We start from the raw sequence: 20,418 nt of genomic DNA on the forward strand, positions 1-20,418 counted from the left end.
TGTGCGCGGGCGACCGGATTCGAACCGGCGATCTCCTCCTTGACAAGGAGGCGCTTTAAGCCAACTAAGCTACGCCCGCAAATGCCGATGGCAGGAATCGAACCTGCGACGTTCGCTTTATGAGGGCGACGTTCTACCACTGAACTACATCGGCTTTTAATTTGACCATTCTACCAGAATTAACGTATAATTTCAACGCGGGGTAGAGCAGTCTGGTAGCTCGCGAGGCTCATAACCTTGAGGTCGTTGGTTCAAATCCAACCCCCGCAACACTTCGACTCGCTTCGCTCGCTCAGTGCAGGCAAGTTGCTTTTTTCGTAAAAATTTGATAAAATAAGCGCATGCTTTTAGGCACAAGACACGCTTATTTAATAGCCCTTATTTTTTCAAGCGTTCTGGCCTGGTCTTCTTTTTTTGGCATTGTTTTTTTTACCAATCCCGCCGATGCCGGTGTTCTCGGAGTTTTGACCTTGTATGTTAGTCTTGGCATCGGATTGGGCAGTTTCGGACTCATTATATGGCAACTGATAAATCGGAAGAAAAATTAATAGAAGATTTACAAAAACGTCACGATCCAGAGGCCGAAAGGCTAAAGCGTTTTCTTGCTATGCCAGACTTGACGCGCACTTCAGAAGGTCCGCTGGCGGATCTTGCGCGGCGTATTGTTAATTTGCCGCGTTTTAGCGAATTTAATAATTTAAACATACCGGAGATTGTTCCGTATGATATAAGTTTTGATCTCTTCAATTTTCCCCCCAACCACCCGGCTAGAAATCCTTCTGACACCTACTTTGTTGATGAAAATCATGTTTTGCGGACTCACACTACGGTAATGTGGTATTATCATCTGAACCTTGCCGAAGTAAAGAGTAAAATTAAAAAAGGCGAATCCGTTGGCGCATTGGCGTACGGCAAGGTTTACCGTAAAGACGAAATAGATAGGGAGCACATGAACGTATTCCATCAGATAGACGGATGGTATTTATGTCGCAAGGAAAATCATGTTATAACAATAGATGATCTTCAAGAAGTTTTAGTGGAAATAGCGCGCGCAATCTTCGGGCAGGATATTAAGTATCGTTTTAATGTCGACAATTTTCCGTATACGGATCCTTCAATTGAGATGGAGGTCCAGATTAGAGAGCGGTCCTTCGACAAGCTCAGGATCCCGAGCAAAGTCGAGGGATGGATAGAAGTTTTAGGCGCCGGAGTTGTAAGAGAGGCTGTTCTAAAAAACCTAGGCATTGATCCGGAAGAATATAATGGCTGGGCGTTTGGGTTCGGTCTTGAACGATTAGCCATTACCAGCATGGACTTGCCCGACATTCGCCTTTTATGGTCTCAAGACGAAAGAGTTAAAAGGCAATTGAAATTAGGGAATAAATATATAGAGGTTTCCAAATTTCCGCCTATTACCCGCGATATCTCATTTGTAGTCGACAAAAATTTCGTTCCCAACAACTATTTTGATTTGATAAGAGATCTTGGCGGCGATTTAGTGGAAGAGGTGCGGCTTTTAGACAAATACAGCAACTCCGAAAAGTTCGGACATGATAAGCTAAGCTATACATACCGTATTATCTACAGAAGCAATGACAGAACTCTTTTATCGAGCGAAGTAGATGAAGTTCAGAAAAAAATCTATAGCGAAACTGCCAAACAATTTAACGCGGAATTAAGATAAATCATGAAACACGCAACACGCAACAAAGAATCAAATTATACCGCCAAAGATATTTATGTTTTGGAGGGGCTTGAGCCGGTCAGAAAGCGCCCCGGAATGTATATCGGCTCAACCGGCGTTGATGGTTTGCATCACTTAATTTGGGAAGTCATTGATAATTCCATTGACGAAGCGATGGCCGGATATGCCAAAAACATTGAGGTTGTCATTCTTGAGGATAGTAAAGTAAAGGTGGTTGATGACGGGCGGGGCATTCCGGTTGAAATGCATAAACAAACAAAAAAATCGGCTCTTAAACTGTAATGACGACGCTTCATGCCGGGGGCAAATTCGGCGGGGAATCATATAAAGTGTCCGGCGGCTTACATGGTGTTGGCATTTCGGTGGTTAACGCCTTATCGCGGTATCTTCGTGCCGAGATTTGCCGTGACGGCAGTATCTGGTCGCAGGAATACGAAAGAGGTGTTGCTAAAACGGCAGTTAAAAAAACCGGAACCTGTAAAAAAACCGGTACGACAATCATTTTTGACCCCGATCCGGAAATATTCAAAGAAATCAGATTTGATACAAAACGAATTTTGGACCATCTGCGCGAACAGGCGTATTTGACTAAGGGGGTGAAAATTGTTTTTAGAGACGAAAGAGCGGATTTTTATTTTCATTACGGTTTTTATTTCGAAGGCGGGATTATTTCTTTCGTTAAATATCTGGTAAGAGGAGAAAAACCGATTCATGATAATATTTTTTACGCTTCGAAAACTTTTGACACTATTTTAGTTGAGGTTGCATTTCAATACACGGAAGATATCCAGTCGGGGGAATCAAGTTTTGCCAATAATATTCATACTGGAGAAGGCGGCATGCATCTTACGGGTTTTCGAACAGCCCTAACGAGGACTTTAAACGATTACGCAAGAAAAAACGGTTATATTAAAGAATCGGAAGAAAATCTGACCGGCGACGACGTTAGAGAAGGGTTATCCTTAGTTTTAAGCATCAAGCTTAGAGAGCCGCAGTTTGAAGGGCAAACCAAGGCTCGTTTAGGAAATCCCGAAGCCAGAACTGCGGTTGAAGCTGTTATAGGCGAAACTTTAGGCGAATGGCTTGAAAAAAATCCGACCGATGCGAGAAAGATCTTGGAAAAAACCATTTTGGCGTCTAAGGCCAGAAAGGCCGCCAAAGCGGCTCGGGAGACGGTGTTACGCAAGGGTATTTTAGAAGGCCTGGCTTTGCCGGGAAAATTAGCCGATTGTTCAAGCAATGACCCGGCCGAATCCGAAATTTTTATTGTTGAAGGAGACAGCGCCGGCGGTAGCGCCAAACAGGGTCGCGACAGAAAATTTCAGGCAATATTACCGTTAAAGGGTAAGATTCTAAATGTTGAAAGGGCAAGAATTGACAAAATTCTGGCGTTTAAAGAAATTAGGGCGCTGGTTATCGCTCTTGGCACGGCTGTTGCCGAGGAATTTAATATAAACAACCTGCGATATCACCGGGTCATAATAATGACCGATGCCGATGTTGACGGCGCCCATATCAGAACCCTGCTGCTCACGCTTTTTTTCCGTTTTTTACCGGAACTTATCAATCGGGGCTACGTTTACATTGCCCAGCCGCCGCTTTATAAAGTTTCAAGCGGCAAGCGCGCGGAATACGCTTATACCGATGAGGATAAAGAGGAAATTTTAAGCGATTTTAGGAAAGAAAAAATGTTAAATCCTAATATCCAACGTTACAAGGGTTTGGGTGAGATGGATCCGGAACAATTGTGGGAAACTACTATGGATCCGCAAAACAGGATCATGAAACAGATAACTGTTGAGGATGCCGAAAAAGCCAATAAAATTTTTGATATCCTTATGGGCGAAGAAGTAGCACCTCGAAAGCGCTTCATCCAAATGCATGCCAAGACAGTGAAGAATTTGGATATTTGACCCCGCTAAGATAGATTTGACATCATTAAATCTGTTTGTTATGATAGTATCAAAGGCCCGAGGGCTTTTTAAAAATACCTAATTTATGGGCTATTTAGAAAAAACAAAAACATATTTTAAAGAAGTTAGGGTTGAAATGAACAAGGTCAATTGGCCGACGAAGACTGAAACCATTAACTATACCTTAGTGGTTATTGGCGTTTCGGTTGCAGTCGCGGCTTATCTTGGCTCTCTGGATTTTATTTTTACTTCTGTTTTGAACTTTTTCTTATTTAAGTAATGCGGGCATTTTTAGAAAAATATGGCAAAACAACAAGCACAAGGCAGAAACTGGTATGTTCTTCATACTTACTCCGGTTATGAAGACGCCGTGGCGCGCAATTTGAAGCAGAGAATTGAATCCCTGGACATGCAGGATAAAATTTTTAATGTTTTGGTGCCCAAGGAAAAAAAGATTAAAATCAAAAACGGCAAACGACGCGTCACTGAAGAAAAAATTTATCCGGGCTATGTGATTGTAGAAATGATTGTTACCGACGATTCCTGGTATGTAGTAAGAAACACGCCTCGGGTAACCGGGTTTATCGGATCGGGGACAACGCCAATTGCGATTTCAAAAGAAGAAATGCTGGAGCTTCAAAAGCGGATGGGATCGACTGAATCAAAATATAAAATTGAATTTTCTATCGGCGACCCGGTGAAAATCGTTGACGGGCCGTTTAAAGATTTTGACGGCAAAGTGAGCGATATTGACGAAGAGCGGGGCAAGGTTAAAGTTATGATCTCGATGTTCGGCCGCGAAACAGCGGTGGAGCTTGACTCGCTGCAGATTAAAAAATTATAAAAGGTGGGCTACCCCGCAGTTGCGGGGTGCTCATAAATTTTAGCTAAATTTATGGCAAAGAAAATTAAAACAATTATAAAAATACAAATTCCGGCTGGAGCGGCAACACCGGCTCCGCCGGTAGGCACGGCTTTGGGTCCGCAAGGCATTAATATAGGAGAATTTGTCAGTAAGTTCAACGCGGCTACTAAAGAAATGGCCGGAGATATTATTCCCGTTGAGTTAACCGTCTACGAAGATCGGACTTACGATATGAAATTTAAAACTTCGCCTGCGGCGGCACTGCTTAAAAAAGCCGCGGGTATTGAGAAGGGAAGTAGCAATCCGAAAAAAGACAAGGTTGGCAAAGTAACAATGGCGCAAATTCGCGAAATCGCCGAAAAGAAACTGGTTGATTTGAATGCCAATAATATTGAAGCCGCGGAAAAAATCATAATGGGCACCGCTCGGTCCATGGGAATTGAAGTTGTAAAATAAAAAATAGCATTACTTGGTGACGCCGTCACCAAGTGGGTACATCTGACAATCATTAGCTCTCCACTAAAAGATGTTCCATATCTTTTCTTTCGAGCATTATCTTTAAGGCATCTTCCGCGAAATCTTTATATTCCGCGATGGTTTTAAATTGTGAAATGATAATTTCTTTACCGCAAAGTTCTCTTCCATTTTTATCTTTTTTCTTCTTCATATACTCCTCCCAACTCGACTTGGAGACGCCGTCACCAAGTCGATGGACACGATTATTAAGATTCACATATGCGCTTACGTTCAGAAGATATTCGTTGGAGTCAACATGAACTGCTTTAAATGGACCTTGGAATAAAGAACCGGAACGCTGACATTTTACATTGAAATATCTAGCATACCCAAGACATAATCTATGCATAAATTTTTCTATTCCTTTATCGGCGATTTGTCTCATTAAGAAGTGGTAATGATTTGGATTGAGGCAATAGCATACAAATTCCACTAACTTGGTGACGCCGTCACCAAGTTGAGATTCGCGCTTCCTAAATGAATTTTCAAATATACTTCCTATCGGTTCAACGGTATTGAACTCCTCCATACTTTGCAAGAATCTGGCATAATCTCGTGCGTCCATGAAAATTTGGCGTTTATCCACGCCTCGGCCGAAAATATGATAATACTCATCATTTACTAGTAATACTTTTCTCATACATCTTATTATACCACTTGGTGACGCCGTCACCAAGTATTTTTTCACCATAAATTTCTAACGGGGTCAATATTGTTTTTAAAAAATATCTAAGTTAGAGTTTAAAAACTTTATTGATCTTTTAAAATTTAAAAAAGAGGAACTCCAAGTGAACGCTAGACCGCCGAGATTAACTGTTGATGAATATTTTGATTTGATCGCTTTAATTTTTGCTTGCCGCGGCACTTGCGATCGTTTGCGGACCGCGACCGTTATAAGAGATAATGATAATATTTTAATTGCTGGCGGGTATAACGGCGCAATATCTGGGTTGCCTCATTGCGATGACATTGGCCATCTTATTGTTGAAAATCACTGCATAAGAACTAATCATGGCGAAGAAAACGCGCTCTTAAATTGTATTGATTTATCTCGGATTGAAAATGGCGTGGCTACTATTATCGGTAATCCATGTTTCCCGTGCGCGCGAAAAGTATTAAGCAAAGATATTAAAAGATTGCGATACATCGGAACATACGATAATTCTTTAGGGTTTGAACACGTTAAAGAATTGTGCGAACAAAAAAGCGTTGTTATAGAGTTTATTGATATTAGAGATGTTTTGGAAACTCTCCAAAAGGCCATTTATTTTCTTCAGGGACCCGGCGGTCCATTCCGTAATATGGAAAAAATTATGTTAAAATTGGAAGAGAAAGAGTAATGGCGGAACTCTATCTCGCTATAATTGGCCATACAGCTACCGGAAAAGAAAGTACCTACATCGCTGCTAAAGAAGCGCTTGCCGGTAAATTAACCGTATCCATTCATCATTTTTCCGATCCGCTTAGCGAGGCTTTGGATCTATTTTGCCTTGAAAAATCTCGGCCTAACCAGCAACTGCTTTCTACAATTCTGCGGCAAGCATTTGGTGAAAATATGCTGGGCAATATAATTTTTAAGCGGGTTTTGGCCGATCCGGCGGATATTGTATTTTTAGACGGTGTTCGCAGACCAAAAGATGTTGAGATGTTGAAAAATCTGCCAAATAGTTTTTTGGGGTATGTTTACGCGCCACCTGAAGAGGCATATAAAAGACTAGTTTTAAGAAACGACCGGCCGGGCGACGCCGAAAAAACTTGGGAACAATTTTTAGCCGAGCAGTCGGCCGAAACCGAAAGCTTAATTGATACATTAAGACCGTTAGCGGATTTTACACTAGATAACCATATGCACGATCCAGAGTTTAAATTTCTTCGCACCCAAGTTGTGAGTTTAATATATGATGAATTCGATCTATAGAGGAGGGAACGGATGTCGCATAAATATCCAGGGAAACTGATTCTTTTTGAAGGTTGTGAAGGTGCCGGTAAATCCACATTGATAGAGATTCTAGGCAATATTTTAAGAACAAAAGTCGGCAACGTGGTTGAAACCAGAGAACCTCGAGGACGCGCTCGCGATATTCTGTTAAATCCCAATCATCCTTTAACGCCCCAAGAAGAATTGACGATTTTTATTGACGGCAGGGCAGCGCATTTTTCCGAAATAGTTATCCCCGCTCTTAAGCTGGGGTACGTTGTTCTTTGTGATCGTTCAACTTACTCCACTATTGCTTATCAACATTACGGCAGGGGCCTTGATCTTGACGATATTCTTATCAGAGACGCCAAAGCTCGGCAGAACGTCGGATTTGACCTTATAATTCTTCTGGATATTAACCCGGAAATTGGTTTGCAGCGCAAGAAGCCGGAAACCAGGTTTGAACTGGAAACGATAAATTTTCACCACTGCGTTCGCAATGGCTATTTAGAACTAGCGGAAAATGATCCCGACGGCAATTGGGTGATTATTGACGCAACCAAGAACCCCGATGTTGTTTTCTTGGAGGCGCTTGAAGCTATATTGAAATTATTATCAAAAAGTACCGGCAACCGGAGGCAAGATGAAAGCTGAAGAGCTTTTTGAAATATTAGGCGGAAATTTTTATATCGATAGTTTCGGCCGGAAATGGCCTCGATTTACGCCGGAAGTTTTTAGGACCTCCGGAAAAGGCATTAAGTATTTAAAAGAAGCAGGACTTGTTGCAAGCGCAAGAACCATAACCGTTGAAGTTGAAGCATTACGGCCTTTTCTTGCCGGTTTTGACGCAGAATACGCTTTTGAGCAGTATGCTGACGACCCTGATTGGCTAAATGAAACTGAAGCAATTACAAAAAGGGCCGGCCAGTCCTGTTACGCTAGCTATGGCACTGGTCGCTCTAAAAATACCAAAGAAGAATGCGAACAGTATCTTGAAAATATAAAAAGTCAGAAACATGGCAGCGTTATTGAACATCCGAATGTCACTTTATTTATGTATGGCGTCAGTCGTTCGTTAACTCACGAACTCGTGAGACATAGAATGGTTGACGGTCCTTCCCAATTATCACAACGATACGTTGACGGAAGAATTTTAAGATTTGTTGAGCGTCCGGAATATCAGGAATATGCGCCGCTTCACAATTCTTTTGAAAGTTGGGTTGAGATGGCAGAAGAGGAATACGAAAATAGGCGGCAGCTTTTAAAAGTCCACTTCACCAAAAACTATCCTGAATTTAGTAAAATGAGCGCTACTGACAAGCGTAAAGCCCAAAATCAAGCGGCGCGCGCTTGTTTGCCAAATGAAACAGAAACTCATATTTATTTGACTGCTAACCTGCGATCCTGGCGCTTCATTGATGAATTGCGCTCTTCCGAATATGCGGAAGTGGAAATTAGAAAATTAGCTATTAAGACATTCTTGTGTTTGTATTTTATTGCTCCCAATATTTTCAGCGATTACGAAATTAAAAAACTTTCAGACGGAACTTTTACTCTTGAGACAGAATACAAAAAAGTTTAGCTTAATTTCAACCCCGCAGCTGCGGGGTTGTTTTTTTATCAAAATAGTGATATTAATAGGCAAAAGTTAATTTGTTCATTTACAACAAGGAGAGTGAAAATGGAACTGGTCTTTACTTCGGGAATTTCGGGTTGCGATCGGAAAAGGTATTGCGGAGATTTTGTTAAGTATGGCAATAGTCGCGGCAAGAAAATAGAGGTTTTTGATATTGGCCGCATGATGATTCAACAAGCCTATGATATCGGGTATCCGATAAATCTTAAAAACATTCTTCATGCCGATAAGGCTTTCCTTGCGGCTTTACGCTCCGCCATATTTACAAAAATCGGCAATGAAATCAGATCGCGGCTATTCAGTTACGATGCCGTGATTATTAATATGCATAACTGGTTGTTCGGAAAAGAGCTTTTTTGGCTGACTTCCGACAGATTTCTTGATAACTTTCTAAATGAATTTCCGGCTGACATATATATTACTTTTGTTGATGATTTCCGGCATATTTATAATCGCCTAAGCCAAAGAGAGCAGTGGGATAGCGAAAGACTTACTTATACTAAAATTCTTTATTGGCAGAATATTGAAGTTGAGTTTACTCGAGGGCTAGCGAACACGAGATATAAACCATTTTTTGCGTTGGCTACCGGCCAGCCTGCCTGGACTCTGTATAAACTTATTTTCCATCCAGAAGTTGAAACTGTATATGTAAAGATGCCAATATCCCATTTCAGAGCGCCGGAAAAACGCGAAATTATAGATAACTTCATTAAAGAGTTAGACAAGCCATTTAATGTTTTTAGCCCATTAGCCGTTGAAATTGTCGGTGTAACTCCGATTAATCAGTTTGATGACGAAGAAATACGAACTATTGATCATCATGTTGTAAATCGAGATTTGGATTGGTTTGTGGAACAATGCGATTTGGGTATTAATATCTGGCCGGAAGTAGTGCCTTCGCCGGGCGTTGACCACGAAACTCATCGCAGTTATATCAGAACAAAAGAAGAGTGGACGGTTTATCTTGGCAAAGAAAGAAGCCCCTTTATATCTTTTTTCAACACCGGCTTTTTTAGGAGTACAGAAGAATTTTTTGAATTCGTTTACAAGAAATATCCAGAGAGGAAAAACTTGTCATGGTAACCTGTTATCGTTCCGGCCCGATTGAGCGCGATCCGGCAGCGGCTTTTCACGGTAAAAATAAGGTGGACGATGTTTTGCGCGAATTGGATATAAAAATTATCGGCGATACTTTTGAGATTTTAAAATCCTGCGGCCAGCCGCAGGACGTTTACGGGCCAAAAATGAAAAAACTTCGCGATCAAGGCAGTTTTTACGATTACTGTAAAGAAGAGTCGCTTTTGGTTAAGAGTTTAAAAAGCGCCAGGGAAGCTGATTTTGTAATTTCAAGGCCGGCACCAGAATCAACTGGCGGCACTACAAGCGAAACCGTAATGACATGTATGCGAGGAGTTCCCAAACTCGTTATTATAGGGCCGCACTGCGAAGGAATTTTAGATAATGACTCCACTTTCATGATACGAATGCTTACCGATTGGTACAGTTTGGTTTTTAACTCCGAGAAAGATGTTATAGATTTTATCAGAAAACACATTCGGGCTTTCAAAGAAGGTCGCGATAGCATTAGGTGGCTTTTTAAGCGTATTAAAACTATTAACCCATATGTTAATGACCGTCAAAAACCGCTTTGGGATGATAATTTTGAAGGCAAAACCGTTATTATTCAAGGTCGGCCCGGAGCCGGAAAAGACACTCAGGGGCGCTTACTTCAGGACTTATGCGGATTCAAATTCTTTGGAAGCGGTTTTGAACTAAGGCGCCTTTCGTCAAAATTTCCGGTTATGGGCGAAAGTCTGGGTAAGGGGAATCTGGCCCCCGAAATCGTTATAAATTACTTGATGACCTCAAGCTTGATAAGACTGGAAAAATTTGAACCGATAGTTTTTACGGGCACGCCTAAAAAAATAGGAGAGGCTAAAGGACTTGTAGAGATTCTTGATCTTTTAAAGCGCAAGCCGAAGATCATCGTAATTGACATTGACGATAAATTGGCGCATGAACGGATCCTTCTCCGTCGCAACTGCAATAGTTGCGATATGTCATTTTGCAGTAAGGAACTAGTTGAACGGCCAATTTGTCCGAACTGCGGAGACCGGCTTACGGCTCGCGCGGAGAATATGAGCGATGAAGCGATTAGTAAAATTTTTAAGTGGTATAAAACAGATGTTGAAGCGGTCATTAGATTTTTTGAAAAACTGGGTCTTGCCTACCATGTTGATGGCCACCGGAATAAAGAAGAAATTTTTAATGATATTCTGGAAATTTTGAAAAGTTAACCCCGCAGTTGCGGGGTTTTTTTATTAGAAAATTTGTGGTATTTTAGAATAATGAGCGTCCGCCTTCTCCGCCAGCTGGCGGATTCGGCGAGATGCTCATAAATTCGGTTGCTTTAGCAACCGTCCCGCAATTGCGGGATGAAAGCTAAAGCTTTCACTAAAATTTAGAATAAATTTTAGAAATTTATGGCACAATATGAATCTGTTATAGGTTTAGAAATACACGCGGAGCTCAAAACTAAAACCAAGATGTTTTGCGCTTCAAAAAATGATCCGGATGAAAAACATCCTAATATTAATATTTGTCCGATTTGCACCGGCCAGCCAGGGACTCTTCCGGTTATAAATAAGGAAGCGGTAAACCATGTAATCAGAGTCGGATTAGCACTTGAAAGTAAAATTTCAGAAATTACCAAGTGGGACCGGAAAAATTATTTTTACCCCGACCTTCCAAAAGGGTATCAGATTTCCCAATACGATGAACCTATTTGTCTTCTAGGAAAATTGAAAATTCCCGGTTTTGATAAGGAAATAAAGATAACACGCGTACATCTTGAAGAAGATACCGGAAGACTTATTCACTTTAGCCATGTTGGCCATTCGCTTGTTGATTTTAACCGTGCCGGCGTGCCTTTGATGGAACTAGTCACCGAACCCGACTTGAGGTCAGGTGAAGAAGCAAGCGTTTTCGCACGGGAACTTCAGTTGATTTTAAGATATTTGGGAGTTTCCGATGCCAACATGGAAAAAGGACAACTACGAGTCGAAGCGAATATTTCGCTTCGACCGGAAATCCCAAATCCCAAATCTCAAATCCAAAACAAACTAGGAACCAAGGTAGAGGTTAAAAATTTGAATTCTTTTAAAGCCGTACGCGATGCCATTGATTTTGAAATAAAACGCCAAACCGAAATTCTTAAAGATGGGAAAAAAGTTGTTCAAGAAACTCGCGGCTGGAGTGAATCTAAAGGAGAAACTTTTTCCCAGCGGATCAAAGAAGAGTCCCACGACTACCGTTATTTTCCGGAGCCCGATTTACCGCCTTTAAAAATAGATTTTGAAATGGTTGATAAATTTAGGTCGGCTTTGCCGGAATTGCCTTCTGATAAACGCAGTCGTTTTAGTGAAGCATATGGCCTGACCGGCAGCCAAATAGATATTCTGGTTGCTGACGAAAAACTTGCCGGATTTTTTGAAAATGTTATAAGCGAATTTTTAAATTGGGATAAAGAGGGGCCCAATCCTCATTTCATAGAAAACGAGAAACAAGAACTTTTTAGTCTTTCGGCTAATTACCTTTTGAGCGACTTTCTGGGCCTGTTAAATGAAGCCTCGGCCGACATTGATGACATAAGAATTAATCCGGAAAATTTTGCCGAGTGGGTCTGGTTGATTCACAGGCATGTTATTACTTCGCGAGTTGCCAAAGATGTTTTGAAGGAAATGTGGGCTACGGGCAAAGATCCTTCATTAATTATTAAAGAGAAAGATTTGCTTCAAGTTCAGGATGCGGGCGAACTTGAAAAAATTGCGCAAAAAATTATTGATGAAAATTCAGAAGCGGTTTCCGATTATAAAAAAGGAAAAATTGCTTCATTACAATTTTTAGTCGGCCAAATAATGCGGGAAACAAGAGGAAGGGCCGATCCGGAAGTAACTTCGGGTATATTGAAAAGAATTTTAAAATAGTTTATAATTAAAGTATTATTAAAAAATAAAGGGAAAACAAAATGGATATTGAATCAAAGGGAGGAAAATTTAAATTAACTCCGGAAGAGCAAAAACAACACGAAGAAGTTTTAAGGCGCCAAAGAATTTTGCAGGAACTTGAAGGTGAAAAAGCGCGCCGACTGCTGGAAGAGGAACTTAACGCTTTAACTCCGGAAGAACAAGAAGCGGCTCGGAAAGAAATAGAGAAAACAAAATAATCAAGTGCGGTTTTCGGTTATTTTAAGAAATTTTTAATCAACCTTTCCGCTTCATTTTGATTTTTAATCCAATGAATTCTTTTGCCTGCCCCGTACCGCATTTGTTCTGGTGCGGGGTCTTTTTTCCCGCCCCGGAGGGGCGAGGTCTCGCTTTGGGCGGAAAACCAGGTCATTTGCCGTTTGGCGTAGTTTCTTGTATTTTTTTTGATTAAGTTTATCGTCTCATTAAGCATGATTTTTTTATTTACCCCGCCTTTCAGCTGAATGGCGGGGTTTAAATAATCTATAATTTCACGGTAACCAATAGCGTCAAAACTTTGTTGCTTTTTGCCGTATTTTTTAATTAAATTTTTAACTTCGTCAACGAGCCCTTCTTTTACCATCAAATCAACCCTTTTATTTATTCGTCTGTCTAAAATATTTTTTGGCCATTTAATTCCTATTTCAATGAAATCAAAGGGCGGGTTTCCTGATTTGCGCTGGGCGGAAAATGGTTTTTTAGTTTTAATTGCAATTTCTAAAGCTCTGATGATTCTTCGAGGGTTATTTGGGTCAATAATGTACGCGGCTTCGGGGTCTAATTTTATGAGTTTCTCAAAAAGATATTTTAGTCCGTATTTTTCACTTTCTTTTTCCAGTTTCTTTCTCAATTTTAGATCAGGCGCGACCTCCGGAATAATTAGATTATCTATTAACGCTTTAATATAAAGCCCGGTGCCGCCGACAAGAATCGGGAGCTTTTTCCTTTTTATGATTTCATCTATCACTTGTATGGCGTCGCGCTTATATTCCGCAACCGTATAATTTTCGTCCGGATTTTTTATATCAATAAGATGATGAGGAACTTGTTTAGAAATTACCTGCCCGCCGAAGCCTTGGCGCAGGCGGGGAAATTTGAAATTGGAAATTCCCGAAGTTTTTTGAACTTCGGGTTTAGCCGTTCCAATATCCATTCCGCGATAAATCTGCCGCGAGTCGGCGGACACAATTTCGCCATTGAATTTTCGAGCCATCTTTATTGCTAGCGCACTTTTTCCTGACGCCGTAGGCCCGACAACAACGATTATTTTAGGTTTTCTTAACTTATACACAATAGATTGACACAAGCTTCTAATTATTCTAATCTTTATTGAACTTACCCTCGGGAGGGGAATGATGACAGTCAGGGAGCAGCGCAGAATCCGTGTTATTGAAGCAATGGGTAATATGATTAGTGTTGAGAACCGTGAGAAATTTTTCCGGTCTCCTCATCCTCTTTTTGACAACCGTTATCCTGAAAGTATGCTTGATTCTGAAGAAGAAACGCAACTTCTTATTAAAAATCTTCTCGCGGCAGAGTCGGGCGGATTTGTCTAAAGTAGACAATTATACGCGTACTCACAAGACAATACTTGTGAGTTTTTTTATTTTCTATTTATAATTAATCATCCGCTTTTTCAATAACCAACCGCAGGGATTTCTTTGGTCCGCGGACCTGTCCGCCAAAGCCTTGGCGTCGGCGGAAGCTTTTAGCGTAGGCGACTCCTTATTTTAAGACATTTTGCATTTATAGACCTGCCTAGTCGACTAAAATGTTGAAAATGCCACGGGGCATCTGCTATTGACATTATGATACTTTCTATGCTAACATACTGATAATTCCGCACAAAAACAAGGAGGTAGACATGAAATCAGTAATGTCTTGCGTTTTTGGATCTTCTCTCGGCGTCATGATTTCGGTGATCAGTCCCTACACCATTACGAACTGGCAGTGGTGGGCAGCTCTTCTGCCCGTGATGGTCATCGGCGTCATCTACGCCAATGTGCCGCCGAGAAAGTAGTCTGTTCTCTTTCCATGGATTTAGGTCAGCGCAATTGCGACTGGCCATTTTTTATCCTCTACGCCCCGTGACACCTTTGTTTTTTCAATACTGTCCCAAATATAGAAAATGTCATGAGCATCAAAAACTTGACAAATGCCACTATACTATGCTACAATATGGGTAGTTTCGGACAAGTTCAAGCTTCTTGAAAGGAGACAGGGAAATGATTCTCGATGATGTGAAGGGGCAGTCCCTTCGAACCCATCTCGTGGAATTCCACGCACAGAATCCTGCGGATGTAGCGGAAAAGGACGAGAGAACGCTCGACATGTTCCATTTCATACAGCACGAACGTATGCATCTGGGATGGTTAGTCAAGAATGGTACTCGTCCTCACGCGCACCGCGGTATGCACTAGAACACCGCGGTATCCGCCACAGGAGCCAGGCCCGGCGATAATCTCAACGGGCCTTTTTTCTTTACAATTATCTCTCATGACACCTCTACTTTTTCAATAACCAACCGCAGGGATTTTGCTTATTTTAAGCCGTTTTTTCATCATTCACATTGCCGGATTTGTCGATTTATAGAAAATGTCATGCGGAATAAAAACTTGACAAGTACCATACTTTCATGCTACACTTTACAACAGAATTCAGAACCTGCAATCAACCTTTTAAGGAGGTGCCTAATGGTAAGGTTCCACTGTCCCGAATGCGGCCGTTTCGCGAACAAGCAGTATGTGAAGGAGAACGGCTACTGCGAAGCATGCGACTACGATGGATACCGCGAATTGCTAGCGGAGGAAGCTGAGCTTGATCCGACAGGACCTGCTTACGCTGTCCTCACCGGCGACGAGTCGCAACTGCGCAGAGGGTATCGCTAATCCAACACAGTGCTGAGTGCCACTCTAAACCACTCTTTTTTCTTTGCCAAAATTTGTCCCTTACGCCCCGTGACATCTCTTATATTTCATCTGCCGATCGAAATGTCATGCGGAATTTTTATTCGTATCGCGTCTTAAAGATATACTCCTGTAGTCGGTTCTTCTTCTTTTTTTTCGTCAAGATCCAGTTTTTTCTCAAGATCACGCTGGCGTTTCCATAATTCTGAAAGACGATCCGGGGGAAGGTTAATATCTTTTAGGGCATCTCTTGTTTCTTGGAGCTGCCGCATAAGATCTTCGCTATTTTTACCCGTATCGGCATTTTGGTCAAAAGGAATTTCTTCAATCCCTTCGCCTCTCGGAAAGATTCTTCCGCGAAATCTCTTTTCTTGATTATCCATAATATTAAATTTAATTAATTATAATAAAATACTTTTTTTGATTTCCGATAAAATTTTTTCTTTGAATTTTTCTAAATTTTGTGCGCCCAAGTTACCTTTTCCGCGCTCGCGCACGGCGACAGTGTCGGATTTTTCTTCTTTGTCGCCGACTATTAGAATATAGGGAATTTTTTCAAGTTCGGCTTCGCGGATTTTTTTACCAATGGTCTCGTTATCGTTATTTAATTCAACCCTAATACCAACAGTTTTTAAATCATTAAATATTTTCTCAGCGTATTTTTCATTTCTTTCGGTTAAATTTAAAACCTTAACCTGAACCGGCGAAAGCCACGTGGGAAAGGCGCCCTGATAATTCTCAACTAAAATTCCGATAAATCTCTCAAACGAACCGAAAACGGCGCGATGTATCACTACAGGTTTTTCTTTCTTTCCTTCTTGATTTACGAAACTTAAATTAAATTTTTCTGCCATGTTAAAATCAATCTGAATGGTGCCGAGTTGCCACGCGCGACCAAGCGAATCATTAACATGCACCTCAATTTTAGGTCCGTAAAAGGCGCCTTCTTTCGGCTGGAGTTCGTATTTTATTTTATTTTTCTTTAAGGCCTGTGCCAGCGCATCTTCAGCTTTATCCCATAATTTTTTATCACCCATTGCTTTATCGGGGCGGGTGGCGAGGTAATAACCGGTTTTAAATCCGAAAATTTTGTAAAAATTATTTATCAGTTTAATTAAATTATCTATCTCATCAATCATTTGATTTTGCCTTACGTAAATATGGGCATCATCCATTGTTATTTGCCTTACCCTGAATAAGCCGTTTAATACCCCGGAAAGCTCTTTTCGATGGAGCCGGCCGATTTCGGAAAATCGTAGCGGCAAATCGCGCCAACTTTTTATTTTTGAAGCATAAATAATGGCGCTTTCCGGGCAGTTCATTGGTTTTAAGACAAAGGTCTGGTCATCAACTTTCAGCGTAAACATTAAGTCTTTGTAAAACTTAAAATGACCCGACTTTTCAAATAAATCTTTTCGGATCATAATCGGAGTGGAAATTTCCTGATAGTTGGCTTTATCAAGCGCCTCGCGAATGATTTTTTCAAGCTCCCTAAAAATTACCATTCCCTTGGGATGCCAAAATACCGCGCCCGGCGCGATTTCGTGGAAGGAGTACAAATCCAATTGAGTGCCCAGTTCTTGATGACTTAACAATTTTTTTGTTTCTTTTTCCATGAATTTTAGATTTTTAATTCTTGGACATCTTCGCAAATAACAGAAATATTCCCGTTTCTGTCTGATACCTTGCCCCCAACCATAATTATTTTGTCTTCAGCCCAGATTTCCGGATTTTTTTCCAGGATATCGGGGAAAACGACCACCTCTATCTTATTAGCCCAATCTTCAAGTTTTGTAAAGAGCATCAGCCGGCCGTTTTTGGTTACAAATTTTTGGATGCCGGAAATTAAGCCGCCGATGGTAATTTTTTGTCCGACAAGATTTGATTTAACTTTTTGGATTAAAATTGATTTCCGTTCCATTAATTCTTTATATTCCTGCATAGGATGTTCGGAGATGTAAAGGCCTAAAAATTCTTTTTCCCAGGCCAATTTTTCTTTTTTTGTCGCCGGTTCGGCGTCAATCATTTTAAGCGGTGGAAGAATTGAGTAAGAGTCAAAAAGTCCGACCTGCGAAGAATTATTATTTCTGGTAACATCCTTTGAATAGCGCAAAAGCTCTTCAATGTTGGTTAGAAGGAGTTTCCGCTCATTCCAAGCGTCAAACGCTCCGCATTTTATAAGAGCTTCTATAGATTTTTTATTTAAATCATTTTGCGGCATTCTTTCAAGAAAATTTTGAGTATTAAGAAATGCGCCGATTGATTTTTTTTCCGCAATAACGCGTTCTATGGCTTTTTTGCTGAGGTTTTTTATTGCCGAAAGGCCGAATCTAATTTTGGCTTGTCCCGCCAGTGGCGGGAGTTTTTCGTCTTTTATCAGCGTGAAGTCCTCCAAACTTTCATTAATGTCCGGCGGCAGGATTTCAATTTCCATTTTCTTGCATTCATTTATCAAAACGGCAATTCTGTCCAAATCAAAACTTTCAGCATTTAAAAGCGATGTCATAAATTCAGCCGGATATTTTACTTTAAGATAAGCCGTTTGGTAGGAGAGCAGGGCGTAACAAGCGGCGTGAGAGCGATTAAAGCCGTAACGGGCGAAGGGCTCAATAAAGTGCCAAATTTTTTCTGCTACTATATTATTTATTCCGTTACCGATTAAACCTTTTATGAATTTTTCCGATTGTTCATCAAGAAGCTTTTTAATTTTTTTACCGACAGCTTTTCTTAATATATCGGCTTCGCCAATAGTAAAACCTGCCAATTGGTTTGCAATTTTTAAAACTTGCTCCTGATAAATTGCAACGCCGTGCGTGCTTTTTAAAATTGGCTCCAGCCCCGGATGCAGATAGGTTACCTTCTCTTTTCCGTTTTTTCTTGCTATGTACGTTGGAATAAATTCCATCGGGCCGGGACGGAAAGCCGCGACCATAACAATAATATCTTCAAGTTCCGTCGGCTTTAGTTCCTTAAGATACCGGCGCATGCCATTTGATTCAAGCTGGAAAACACCGATCGTGTCGGCGCGCTGAAGCAATTCGAAGACCTTTCGGTCGTCTAAAGGAATATTGTAAATATCTAACTTCTCTCCATAATTTTTTAAAATCAGTTCAAGAGTTTTTTCAATTACAGTTAGATTTCTCAGCCCTAAGATATCCATTCTTAATAAGCCCAGGGCATCAACAGAACGCATTTCATATTGAGTTACCAGTGACTGTTCTTCGCTTTTCTTCCCAGATGATTTCGTGGCCCACTGCGTTGGCATATAATCAGTAATTGGATTTTTGGTGATAACGATGCTACAAGCATGGGTGGATGCATGGCGCGCTACACCTTCCAATTTTTTTGCCGTCTGGATCAGTTGTCTGGTTTGGAGGTCGGTATCTACCGCTTGTTTAAGCTCCGCGACGTTTTCTAATGATTTTTCAAGCCAGCCGGTTTTCATTCCTTGCGTAGGGTTAAAGGGTATTAATTTTGCGATTCTATCACAAAAACCGTAACCAAATCCCAGGGCTCTGCCGGCGTCACGTATAGCGGCGCGAGCTGTCATTGTTCCAAAAGTAATGACCTGTGCTACGTGTTCACGGCCGTATTTTTTTGAAATATATTCCAAAACTTCGCCGCGCCTGTGGTCGGCAAAGTCAAGGTCTATATCGGGCGGCGCGACGCGATCAGGATTTAAAAACCTTTCAAAGAGCAGATTATATTTTATCGGGTCAATCTTAGTGATGCCGATAAGATACGAGATCAGCGAGCCGGCAGCAGAACCCCGGCCCGGCCCTACGGCAATTTCTTGATTTTTAGCGAAGTTGACAATATCCCAAACAATCAGAATGTAGGAGGCGAATCCTGTTTTTGTGATGACATTTAATTCAAACCGAAAGCGATCCGCCAGTTCTTTCGGCGCCTGTTCCGGCAAGTCAAAACCAAATCTGGTTTTCAGGCCGTCAAGCGCCAGTTTTCCCAAATATTCCTCGGCTGTTACGCCTTCGGGCAATTCAAAATAAGGAAATTGCGATTTTCCCAGCTCAAATTCAAAATTAACGGATTCGGCGATTTTTTGAGTATTAGCTACGGCTTCGGGGTTATCTTTAAAAAAATCAGTCATTTCCTCGATGGATTTCAGGGACAAATTACATCCTTTTACTGACAGACGATTAGGGTCGGAAACTTTATTGCCGGTACCAATTGCCAGAAGCACGTCATGATAATCCTCATCTTCTTTTGATATATAATGAACGTCATTTGTCGCCGCCAGTGGAATTTCCAGTTTTTTGGAAAGCTCTGTTGTTTTTAAAAAGATATCCGGGTTTTTATTATCGGCAAAAAAATGCTGTTGAATTTCAATAAAAAAATTATTTTTGCCGAAAATATCTTGATATTCTAAGGCAGCGTTTTCCGCTTTTTCAATTTGGTTCGCCGTTAAGAATTGAGAAATTTCCGAGTTCCGGCAGCCGGAAAGGCAAATTAGGCCGTCGGCATACTGGCGAAGCAAATTTTTATCAACCCGCGGTTTATAATAGAAACCATCAAGATTAGCCTTGGTTATAAGTTGAACCAAATTTTTATAACCTATTTTGTTTTTTACAAGAACCGTCAAGTGAAATCGTTTGTTATGGTTGCCCGGCGCTTTATCTCTCATATCGCCGCTAGCCACATAAATTTCACAGCCGATAATCGGCTTGATACCCGCTTTTGTAGCTTTCTGAAAAAATTCAACGGCGCCGTAAAGCGTCCCATGATCGGTTAAAGCGAGCGAATCCATTCCCAGTTCTTTGGCGCGGTTTATCAGTTCATCAATTTTAGCCATGCCGTCGAGCAAACTATAGTGGCTATGAACATGGAGATGGGTGAATTTTTGATTCATATAACACGCAACACGTAACACGTAACATAAATTAATGTTTTATGTTTCGCGTTATATGTTTCATGAA

The 20,418-nt window shown here is 41.0% G+C and carries 20 protein-coding genes, 3 tRNA genes and 1 pseudogene; 16 read left to right on the top strand and 8 right to left on the bottom strand.

Translation table 11 applies throughout. The features are described from left to right. Nucleotides 1-4: 4 nt before the first annotated feature. Nucleotides 5-79: transfer RNA gene (locus HYW79_03375), tRNA-Asp, on the bottom strand. A 3-nt stretch (nucleotides 80-82) separates the two neighbouring features. Beyond that, a tRNA-Met gene (locus tag HYW79_03380) sits at nucleotides 83-154 on the bottom strand. 42 nt (nucleotides 155-196) lie between these two features. Here HYW79_03380 and HYW79_03385 point away from each other — a divergent pair. Next, nucleotides 197-270: transfer RNA gene (locus HYW79_03385), tRNA-Met, on the top strand. 94 nt (nucleotides 271-364) lie between these two features. Here the strand turns inward: HYW79_03385 and HYW79_03390 are convergent. Next, on the bottom strand, nucleotides 365-514 hold the full coding sequence (locus HYW79_03390) for a hypothetical protein (GenBank protein MBI2635555.1): 150 nt from the start codon (nucleotides 512-514) through the stop codon (nucleotides 365-367). A gap of 3 nt (nucleotides 515-517) precedes the next feature. Here HYW79_03390 and HYW79_03395 point away from each other — a divergent pair, with 3 nt between their 5' ends. The 5 genes and pseudogenes from HYW79_03395 to rplK all read left to right on the top strand — a co-directional run bounded on the left by HYW79_03395 (nucleotide 518) and on the right by rplK (nucleotide 4,939). Beyond that, nucleotides 518-1,684 carry a hypothetical protein gene (locus tag HYW79_03395; protein ID MBI2635556.1) on the top strand — a complete coding sequence of 389 codons (1,167 nt, stop codon included), beginning with the start codon at nucleotides 518-520 and terminating at the stop codon, nucleotides 1,682-1,684. Nucleotides 1,685-1,687: 3 nt separating this feature from the next. Beyond that, nucleotides 1,688-3,618 (top strand): annotated as a pseudogene (gene gyrB, locus HYW79_03400) (DNA topoisomerase (ATP-hydrolyzing) subunit B). A gap of 85 nt (nucleotides 3,619-3,703) precedes the next feature. Continuing rightward, nucleotides 3,704-3,898, top strand: coding sequence for a preprotein translocase subunit SecE (gene secE, locus HYW79_03405; GenBank protein MBI2635557.1), 195 nt, complete (start codon nucleotides 3,704-3,706; stop codon nucleotides 3,896-3,898). A gap of 21 nt (nucleotides 3,899-3,919) precedes the next feature. Continuing rightward, a complete protein-coding gene (gene nusG, locus HYW79_03410; GenBank protein MBI2635558.1) occupies nucleotides 3,920-4,462 on the top strand; it encodes a transcription termination/antitermination protein NusG in 543 nt (180 codons plus the stop codon). 51 nt (nucleotides 4,463-4,513) lie between these two features. Further along, nucleotides 4,514-4,939 (top strand): 50S ribosomal protein L11, encoded by a 426-nt coding sequence (gene rplK / locus HYW79_03415; GenBank protein ID MBI2635559.1) that lies wholly within the window; start codon nucleotides 4,514-4,516, stop codon nucleotides 4,937-4,939. A 52-nt stretch (nucleotides 4,940-4,991) separates the two neighbouring features. Here rplK and HYW79_03420 read toward each other — a convergent pair whose 3' ends face one another. Beyond that, nucleotides 4,992-5,639 (bottom strand): transposase, encoded by a 648-nt coding sequence (locus HYW79_03420; GenBank protein MBI2635560.1) that lies wholly within the window; start codon nucleotides 5,637-5,639, stop codon nucleotides 4,992-4,994. 148 nt (nucleotides 5,640-5,787) lie between these two features. Between HYW79_03420 and HYW79_03425 the strand changes: the two genes are divergently transcribed. The 8 genes from HYW79_03425 to HYW79_03460 all read left to right on the top strand — a co-directional run bounded on the left by HYW79_03425 (nucleotide 5,788) and on the right by HYW79_03460 (nucleotide 12,778). Beyond that, nucleotides 5,788-6,339 (top strand): hypothetical protein, encoded by a 552-nt coding sequence (locus HYW79_03425; GenBank protein MBI2635561.1) that lies wholly within the window; start codon nucleotides 5,788-5,790, stop codon nucleotides 6,337-6,339. Then, a complete protein-coding gene (locus tag HYW79_03430) occupies nucleotides 6,339-6,917 on the top strand; it encodes a hypothetical protein (protein ID MBI2635562.1) in 579 nt (192 codons plus the stop codon). Before HYW79_03425 ends, HYW79_03430 begins: the two co-directional genes overlap by 1 nt. A gap of 12 nt (nucleotides 6,918-6,929) precedes the next feature. Continuing rightward, on the top strand, nucleotides 6,930-7,571 hold the full coding sequence (gene tmk / locus HYW79_03435; GenBank protein MBI2635563.1) for a dTMP kinase: 642 nt from the start codon (nucleotides 6,930-6,932) through the stop codon (nucleotides 7,569-7,571). Then, entirely contained in the window at nucleotides 7,561-8,499 is a 939-nt protein-coding gene (gene thyX, locus HYW79_03440) for an FAD-dependent thymidylate synthase (GenBank protein MBI2635564.1), read from the top strand. The genes tmk and thyX overlap by 11 nt, the downstream gene beginning before the upstream one ends. Before the next feature lie 99 nt (nucleotides 8,500-8,598). After that, nucleotides 8,599-9,636, top strand: coding sequence for a hypothetical protein (locus HYW79_03445; GenBank protein MBI2635565.1), 1,038 nt, complete (start codon nucleotides 8,599-8,601; stop codon nucleotides 9,634-9,636). Continuing rightward, complete coding sequence (locus tag HYW79_03450; GenBank protein ID MBI2635566.1) at nucleotides 9,630-10,850, top strand: nucleoside monophosphate kinase; 1,221 nt, start codon at nucleotides 9,630-9,632, stop codon at nucleotides 10,848-10,850. Before HYW79_03445 ends, HYW79_03450 begins: the two co-directional genes overlap by 7 nt. Before the next feature lie 186 nt (nucleotides 10,851-11,036). After that, complete coding sequence (gene gatB, locus HYW79_03455) at nucleotides 11,037-12,539, top strand: Asp-tRNA(Asn)/Glu-tRNA(Gln) amidotransferase subunit GatB (protein MBI2635567.1); 1,503 nt, start codon at nucleotides 11,037-11,039, stop codon at nucleotides 12,537-12,539. A 41-nt stretch (nucleotides 12,540-12,580) separates the two neighbouring features. Then, nucleotides 12,581-12,778: a hypothetical protein gene (locus tag HYW79_03460; GenBank protein ID MBI2635568.1), complete on the top strand. Its 198-nt coding sequence runs from the start codon at nucleotides 12,581-12,583 to the stop codon at nucleotides 12,776-12,778. A gap of 17 nt (nucleotides 12,779-12,795) precedes the next feature. Here the strand turns inward: HYW79_03460 and miaA are convergent, their stop codons facing one another. Further along, nucleotides 12,796-13,869: a tRNA (adenosine(37)-N6)-dimethylallyltransferase MiaA gene (gene miaA / locus HYW79_03465; protein MBI2635569.1), complete on the bottom strand. Its 1,074-nt coding sequence runs from the start codon at nucleotides 13,867-13,869 to the stop codon at nucleotides 12,796-12,798. A 61-nt stretch (nucleotides 13,870-13,930) separates the two neighbouring features. Between miaA and HYW79_03470 the strand changes: the two genes are divergently transcribed. Then, nucleotides 13,931-14,134 carry a DUF2384 domain-containing protein gene (locus HYW79_03470; protein ID MBI2635570.1) on the top strand — a complete coding sequence of 68 codons (204 nt, stop codon included), beginning with the start codon at nucleotides 13,931-13,933 and terminating at the stop codon, nucleotides 14,132-14,134. A gap of 308 nt (nucleotides 14,135-14,442) precedes the next feature. Next, nucleotides 14,443-14,598: a hypothetical protein gene (locus HYW79_03475; protein ID MBI2635571.1), complete on the top strand. Its 156-nt coding sequence runs from the start codon at nucleotides 14,443-14,445 to the stop codon at nucleotides 14,596-14,598. 1,002 nt (nucleotides 14,599-15,600) lie between these two features. On the opposite strand, the gene HYW79_03480 is transcribed toward HYW79_03475, so the two are convergent. The 3 genes from HYW79_03480 to HYW79_03490 are packed head-to-tail and all read right to left on the bottom strand — an operon-like array spanning nucleotide 15,601 to nucleotide 20,351. Beyond that, nucleotides 15,601-15,867 (bottom strand): hypothetical protein, encoded by a 267-nt coding sequence (locus tag HYW79_03480; GenBank protein ID MBI2635572.1) that lies wholly within the window; start codon nucleotides 15,865-15,867, stop codon nucleotides 15,601-15,603. Nucleotides 15,868-15,885: 18 nt separating this feature from the next. Continuing rightward, the gene (gene thrS / locus HYW79_03485) at nucleotides 15,886-17,100 is read right to left on the bottom strand and encodes a threonine--tRNA ligase (protein ID MBI2635573.1); all 1,215 of its coding nucleotides are present in this window, start codon (nucleotides 17,098-17,100) and stop codon (nucleotides 15,886-15,888) included. Nucleotides 17,101-17,105: 5 nt separating this feature from the next. Then, a complete protein-coding gene (locus tag HYW79_03490; GenBank protein MBI2635574.1) occupies nucleotides 17,106-20,351 on the bottom strand; it encodes a DNA polymerase III subunit alpha in 3,246 nt (1,081 codons plus the stop codon). Nucleotides 20,352-20,418: the final 67 nt, after the last annotated feature.

It is taken from the genome of Parcubacteria group bacterium (genome assembly GCA_016186325.1).
In the GTDB taxonomy this organism is placed as follows: domain Bacteria; phylum Patescibacteriota; class Minisyncoccia; order UBA10092; family UBA10092; genus JACPHB01.

Excerpts from the sequence above, each read along its gene's own strand:
- thrS (MBI2635573.1), bottom strand. The coding sequence starts at position 17,100 with ATGGAAAAAGAAACAAAAAAATTGTTAAGTCATCAAGAACTGGGCACT.
- HYW79_03430 (MBI2635562.1), top strand. The coding sequence starts at position 6,339 with ATGGCGGAACTCTATCTCGCTATAATTGGCCATACAGCTACCGGAAAA.
- thyX (MBI2635564.1), top strand. The coding sequence starts at position 7,561 with ATGAAAGCTGAAGAGCTTTTTGAAATATTAGGCGGAAATTTTTATATC.
- HYW79_03420 (MBI2635560.1), bottom strand. The coding sequence starts at position 5,639 with ATGAGAAAAGTATTACTAGTAAATGATGAGTATTATCATATTTTCGGC.
- HYW79_03445 (MBI2635565.1), top strand. The coding sequence starts at position 8,599 with ATGGAACTGGTCTTTACTTCGGGAATTTCGGGTTGCGATCGGAAAAGG.
- gatB (MBI2635567.1), top strand. The coding sequence starts at position 11,037 with ATGGCACAATATGAATCTGTTATAGGTTTAGAAATACACGCGGAGCTC.
- HYW79_03475 (MBI2635571.1), top strand. The coding sequence starts at position 14,443 with ATGAAATCAGTAATGTCTTGCGTTTTTGGATCTTCTCTCGGCGTCATG.
- tmk (MBI2635563.1), top strand. The coding sequence starts at position 6,930 with ATGTCGCATAAATATCCAGGGAAACTGATTCTTTTTGAAGGTTGTGAA.
- HYW79_03450 (MBI2635566.1), top strand. The coding sequence starts at position 9,630 with ATGGTAACCTGTTATCGTTCCGGCCCGATTGAGCGCGATCCGGCAGCG.
- HYW79_03395 (MBI2635556.1), top strand. The coding sequence starts at position 518 with ATGGCAACTGATAAATCGGAAGAAAAATTAATAGAAGATTTACAAAAA.
- HYW79_03390 (MBI2635555.1), bottom strand. The coding sequence starts at position 514 with ATGAGTCCGAAACTGCCCAATCCGATGCCAAGACTAACATACAAGGTC.
- HYW79_03470 (MBI2635570.1), top strand. The coding sequence starts at position 13,931 with ATGATGACAGTCAGGGAGCAGCGCAGAATCCGTGTTATTGAAGCAATG.
- rplK (MBI2635559.1), top strand. The coding sequence starts at position 4,514 with ATGGCAAAGAAAATTAAAACAATTATAAAAATACAAATTCCGGCTGGA.
- HYW79_03480 (MBI2635572.1), bottom strand. The coding sequence starts at position 15,867 with ATGGATAATCAAGAAAAGAGATTTCGCGGAAGAATCTTTCCGAGAGGC.
- secE (MBI2635557.1), top strand. The coding sequence starts at position 3,704 with ATGGGCTATTTAGAAAAAACAAAAACATATTTTAAAGAAGTTAGGGTT.
- nusG (MBI2635558.1), top strand. The coding sequence starts at position 3,920 with ATGGCAAAACAACAAGCACAAGGCAGAAACTGGTATGTTCTTCATACT.
- HYW79_03490 (MBI2635574.1), bottom strand. The coding sequence starts at position 20,351 with ATGAATCAAAAATTCACCCATCTCCATGTTCATAGCCACTATAGTTTG.
- HYW79_03460 (MBI2635568.1), top strand. The coding sequence starts at position 12,581 with ATGGATATTGAATCAAAGGGAGGAAAATTTAAATTAACTCCGGAAGAG.